The following is a 4,928-nucleotide window of genomic DNA, read 5'->3' on the forward strand; positions in this document are numbered from 1 at the left end:
CCACCGAGTACATCTACCGCTACGGCCAGGACAGCGAGTTCCGGTTCTCCGTCAACCTCCTGGGCCTGGGGCAGGTGAGCACGTCGGCGGGGGGGCTCGGCTTCTGATCCCGCAGATCGACCTCGCGCGGCAACACGGGGCGCTCCGGGCCGAGCTGATGGCGGCGGCCGAGCGGGTGCTGGCCTCCTGCCGGTTCATCCTCGGGCCCGAGGTGGTGGCGCTCGAGGCCGAGCTGGCGGCGCTCTGCGGCACCCGTCACGGTATCGGCGTCAACTCCGGCACCGACGCGCTCGTGCTCGCCCTCAAGGCGGTGGGTGTCAAGCCCGGCGACGAGGTCGTCACGTCGTCGTTCTCGTTCGTGGCATCGGCCAGCGCCGTGCTGATGGTGGGCGCCCGGCCCGTCTTCGTCGACATCGACCCGGTCACGTACAACCTCGACCCCACGCTTGTGGCCCGGGCCGTGACGCCGCGGACGCGCGCCATCGTGGCCGTGGATCTCTACGGGCAGCCCGCCGCCATGGACGCGATCACCGACATCGCCCGCGCCCGCGGGCTCGCCGTCATCGAGGACGCGGCGCAGGCCGTGGGCGCCACCTACGCCGGCCGACCGGCGGGCGCCTGGGGCGACGTCGCGTGCCTTTCCTTCTACCCGACGAAGAACCTCGGCGCCTGTGGCGACGGCGGCATGGTCTTGACGGCCCGTGACGACGTCGCCCAGACGGTCCGGCGGCTCCGCGATCACGGCTCGCCACGGAAGTACGAGCACGTGGAGCTCGGCTACTCGAGCCGGCTCGACGAGCTTCAGGCGGCGCTCCTGCGCGTGAAGCTCGGGCACCTGCCCGCGTGGAACGACAGGCGCCGCGAGATCGCCGCGCGCTACCGCGAGCTGCTGCAGGGCACGCCGCTGGTGCTGGCCCAGGAGCGGTCGCCGGCACGCCACATCTACCACCAGTTCACGGTCAGGACCCCGAAGCGGGACGCCCTCGTCGGGGCGCTCGCCGACGCGGGTGTCGGCACCGCCGTGCACTACCCGATCCCCATTCCCGCCCAGCCCATGTTCGCCGTGCCCGACGTCGACCGAGCCTTCCCCAACGCCGCGCGCGCGGCCGCCGAGGTCGTGTCGCTGCCGTGCTTCCCCGAGCTCAGCGACGACGAGGTCCGGAGCGTGGCCTTTGCTGTCAGGGCCGCGATCCAGAGGCTCGCGTGACGGCCGGGGGCGGTGTCGGGGCGGATCTCATGCAGCGCTTCGAGCGTCGCGACGCGACGGTCGGCGTCGTCGGGCTCGGCTACGTCGGGCTTCCACTCGCCGTGGCCTTCGCAAAGGTCGGCATGCGCGTGATCGGGGTGGACGCCGATGCGGGGCGGGTGGAGCGGATCGGGCGCGGCCAGAGCCCGATCGAGGACGTGCCGAGCGACGATCTCGCGCCGCTCGTCAGGACCGGGCGGCTGACGGTCGCAGGCAGCGTGGGAGGGCTCGGCGCCGCCGACGCGATCATCATCTGCGTGCCGACGCCCTTGGGCAAGTCCAAGGAGCCGGACATCTCGCACATCGTGGCGGCGGCCGACGAGGTCGCCAAGATCCTCCGTCCCGGCCGGCTCGTGGTCCTCGAGTCGACGACCTACCCGGGCACAACGGAGGAGGTGCTGCTGCCCCGCTTCACCGCCTCCGGGCTCGCCGTCGGGGAGCAGGTCTTCCTCGCCTTCTCGCCGGAGCGCATCGATCCGGGCAACCGCACGTACGGCCTCTCCAACATCCCCAAGATCGTGGGCGGCGTGACGCCCGCCTGCCGGCAGCTCGCCTGCGCGCTCTACGGTCAGATCGTCGAGCGCGTAGTGCCGGTCTCGTCCCCGCAGGCGGCCGAGTTGGTCAAGCTCTTCGAGAACATCTTCCGCAGCGTCAACATCGCCCTCGTCAACGAGCTCGCCATCATGTGCCGGCGGCTGGGGCTGTCCGTCTGGGAGATCATCGACGCGGCCGCGACCAAGCCCTTCGGGTTCATGCCGTTCTACCCGGGGCCCGGCATCGGCGGCCACTGCCTGCCGAGCGACCCGTACTACCTCTCGTGGCGCGCGCGCATGATGGGCTACGAGGCGCGCTTCATCGCCTTCGCGGACGAGATCAACGGCGGCATGCCCGCCTACACCGTGCAGCTGGCGGCCGACGCCCTCAACGACCAGGGCAAGCCTTTGAAGGGCTCGCGCGTCTTGGCACTGGGAGTCGCGTACAAACCCGGGGTGGGGGACGTGCGGGACTCCCCCGCCGTGGAGATCATCGGCGCGCTCCTGCTGCGCGGCGCGAGCGTGGACTACGCCGATCCCCACGTGCCGACGCTCACGGTGGGCAGCCGGCGGCTCGCCGGCGTGGACTGGGCGACCGCCGACCTCGCGTCCTACGACCTGGTGGCGGTGCTCACGGCCCACCGCGAGTTCGACCCGGCGCGGCTCTGCCGCGAGGCGCGCCTCGTCCTCGACACACGCAACCTGACCGGAGCGTTGGGTGCCCAACCGCATGTGATCCGGTTGTAGGAGGCGCCAGCGTGCGCCTGGCCTCGGCCCTCCTCGCTTCGCTCCGCCCGCGCCAGTGGGTCAAGAACCTCTTCGTCTTCGCCGGCGTCATCTTTTCCCAGCAGCTCCTGACCCCGCGGGTCTGGCCCGCGCTCGCCGCCTTCGCCATCTTCTGCGGCCTCAGCGGGGCCATCTACCTCTTCAACGACGTCGCGGACGTGGACAAGGACCGCCTGCACCCGTCCAAGCGCCTGCGCCCCGTCGCGTCCGGCGCGCTGCCGATCGGCGCGGCGATCGGTTTCGGCGTCCTGCTGCTTGCCGGGTGTCTGGCCGCCGCATTCAGGCTGTCGCCGGCCTTCGGGCTCGTGGCGCTCGCCTACGGCACGCTCCTCACGGCCTATTCCTTGTGGCTCAAGCACCTCGTCATCCTCGACGTGCTGACGGTGGCCACGGGCTTCGTGCTGCGCGCCGTGGCGGGCGCCGTGGCCGTGGATGTCGAAATCTCGGGATGGCTGCTCATCTGCACCATCCTGATCGCGCTCTTCCTGGCCTTAGGAAAACGCCGGCACGAGTACCGTTCGCTGCAGGGCGATGCCGCCGCCCACCGGCCCATCCTGGCTGAGTACAGCGAGGGCTTTCTCGACCAGATGATCTCGGTCGTCACGGCCTCGACGGTGACCACCTACGCGCTCTACACCATGTCGCCCGAGACCGTCGCCAAGTTCCATACCCGCCTCTTGCCGCTGACCCTGCCCTTCGTGCTCTACGGCATCTTCCGCTACCTCTACCTCCTGTACCGGCGCGACCTGGGGGGCAACCCGTCGGACCTCCTGGTCACCGACCGGGGGCTCTTGCTGGACGCCCTCCTGTGGATGGTCACGACGCTCGCCATCATCTACGGCCCCCGATGGCCGAGTTAAAGTCGGCCGAGTTAAAGTCGGCCGGGCTGAGCCTCGAGCCGGTCGCGGGCTGGGGACGCCACCCCGTCGAGCGGGGAGCCGTCGCGCGGCCTGAACGGCTCCAGCTGCCGCCGGACGGCCGCCCCGTCCTGCCGCGCGGGCTCGGCCGATCCTACGGCGACGCGGCCGTGCCGGCCGCGCCGGGCGCGCTCGTCCTCGAGACGGCGCGGGCCGACCGCGTGGTGGCCTTCGACCGCGAGCGGGGCACGCTCACCTGCGAGGCGGGGCTCTCGCTTGCCGAGATCCTGCGCGTCTTCCTGCCGCGCGGCTGGTTTCCGCCGGTGACGCCGGGGACGAAGGTCGTCACCGTCGGCGGCTGCGTCGCCTGCGACGTGCACGGCAAGAATCATCACCGCGACGGCTCCTTCGGACGTTTCGTCGATCGCCTGGTGCTTCAGGTTGCCGACGGCAGCGTGGTCGAGTGCGGCCCCGCGCGCGAGCGGGAGCTTTTCCTCGCCACGGTCGGCGGGATGGGGCTGACCGGGCTCATCACCGAGGTGACGCTCCGCCTCCAGCCGGTGGAGAGCGCGTGGATGGTCGTGGAGACCGAGCCCGTGCCGGGGCTCGGGGCGATGCTCGACTGCTTTCGGGATGCCGGCAAGGACTGGCCGTACACCGTCGGCTGGATCGACTCCCTCGCGCGGGGCGCCTCGCTGGGGCGGGGGATCCTGATGCGCGGCCGCCACGCCTCCCGGGCCGAGGCGCCCGCCGGGCCGCCGCCCGAGCCGCGACGGCTCGCCGTGCCGCTCGACGCGCCCGAGTGGCTGCTGAGCCCGGTCCTCATGCGCGGCCTCAACGCCGCGTATTACTGGAAACACGCGTGGTGGAAACACGCGTGGTGGAGCCACGCTCGGCGCAGCCGCGGCACGGCGCGGCCCGTGCCCTACCACGGCTTCTTCTACCCGCTCGATGCGATCGGCGGCTGGAATCGCCTGTACGGACGGCGGGGCTTCCTCCAGTACCAGTGCGTCGTGCCGCGCGCCGCCGGCGCGCCGACCGTCGCCGAGCTGCTCGAGCGGCTTGCCGGGGCGGGAGCGGCCTCCTTCCTCGCGGTCATCAAGGACTGCGGGCCTGAGTCCGACGCCTACCTGTCCTTTCCTCTCGAGGGCACGACGCTGGCGCTCGACCTGCCGTACCGGGGACCGCGCACCGAGACCCTGGTCCACGAGCTGAACGCGACGGTGATCGCCGCGGGAGGCCGGGTCTACCTCGCCAAGGACGCCGTCACCCGCCCGGAGGACTTCGCGCGCATGGTGCCCCGCCTCGCCGAGTGGCGGAAGGTGCGCGATCGCTGGGATCCGGAGCACCGCTTCCGCTCGGCCCAGTCGGTGCGCGTGCTGGGAGACACGCCGTGAAGGTCGCCGTGGTCGGCGCCACGCGAGGCATGGGCCGCGCGCTGGCCCGGCTCATGGCCGAGCGCGGCGACGCGCTCTGCCTCCTCGGGCGAGACGCGGCCGAGCTCGA

General features: G+C 72.0%; 4 protein-coding genes. All 4 read left to right on the plus strand.

The genetic code is table 11. From position 1 onward, the window contains the following. Positions 1 to 157: 157 nt before the first annotated feature. The 4 genes from Q7W02_27955 to Q7W02_27970 are packed head-to-tail and all read left to right on the plus strand — an operon-like array spanning position 158 to position 4,819. A complete protein-coding gene (locus Q7W02_27955) occupies positions 158 to 1,207 on the plus strand; it encodes a DegT/DnrJ/EryC1/StrS family aminotransferase (protein ID MDO8479961.1) in 1,050 nt (349 codons plus the stop codon). After that, entirely contained in the window at positions 1,204 to 2,526 is a 1,323-nt protein-coding gene (locus Q7W02_27960; protein ID MDO8479962.1) for a nucleotide sugar dehydrogenase, read from the plus strand. The genes Q7W02_27955 and Q7W02_27960 overlap by 4 nt, the downstream gene beginning before the upstream one ends. Positions 2,527 to 2,537: 11 nt before the next feature. Then, on the plus strand, positions 2,538 to 3,425 hold the full coding sequence (locus tag Q7W02_27965; protein MDO8479963.1) for a decaprenyl-phosphate phosphoribosyltransferase: 888 nt from the start codon (positions 2,538 to 2,540) through the stop codon (positions 3,423 to 3,425). Continuing rightward, positions 3,413 to 4,819 (plus strand): FAD-binding oxidoreductase, encoded by a 1,407-nt coding sequence (locus tag Q7W02_27970; protein MDO8479964.1) that lies wholly within the window; start codon positions 3,413 to 3,415, stop codon positions 4,817 to 4,819. The genes Q7W02_27965 and Q7W02_27970 overlap by 13 nt, the downstream gene beginning before the upstream one ends. Positions 4,820 to 4,928: the final 109 nt, after the last annotated feature.

It is taken from the genome of Candidatus Rokuibacteriota bacterium, from assembly GCA_030647435.1.
In the GTDB taxonomy this organism is placed as follows: domain Bacteria; phylum Methylomirabilota; class Methylomirabilia; order Rokubacteriales; family CSP1-6; genus AR37.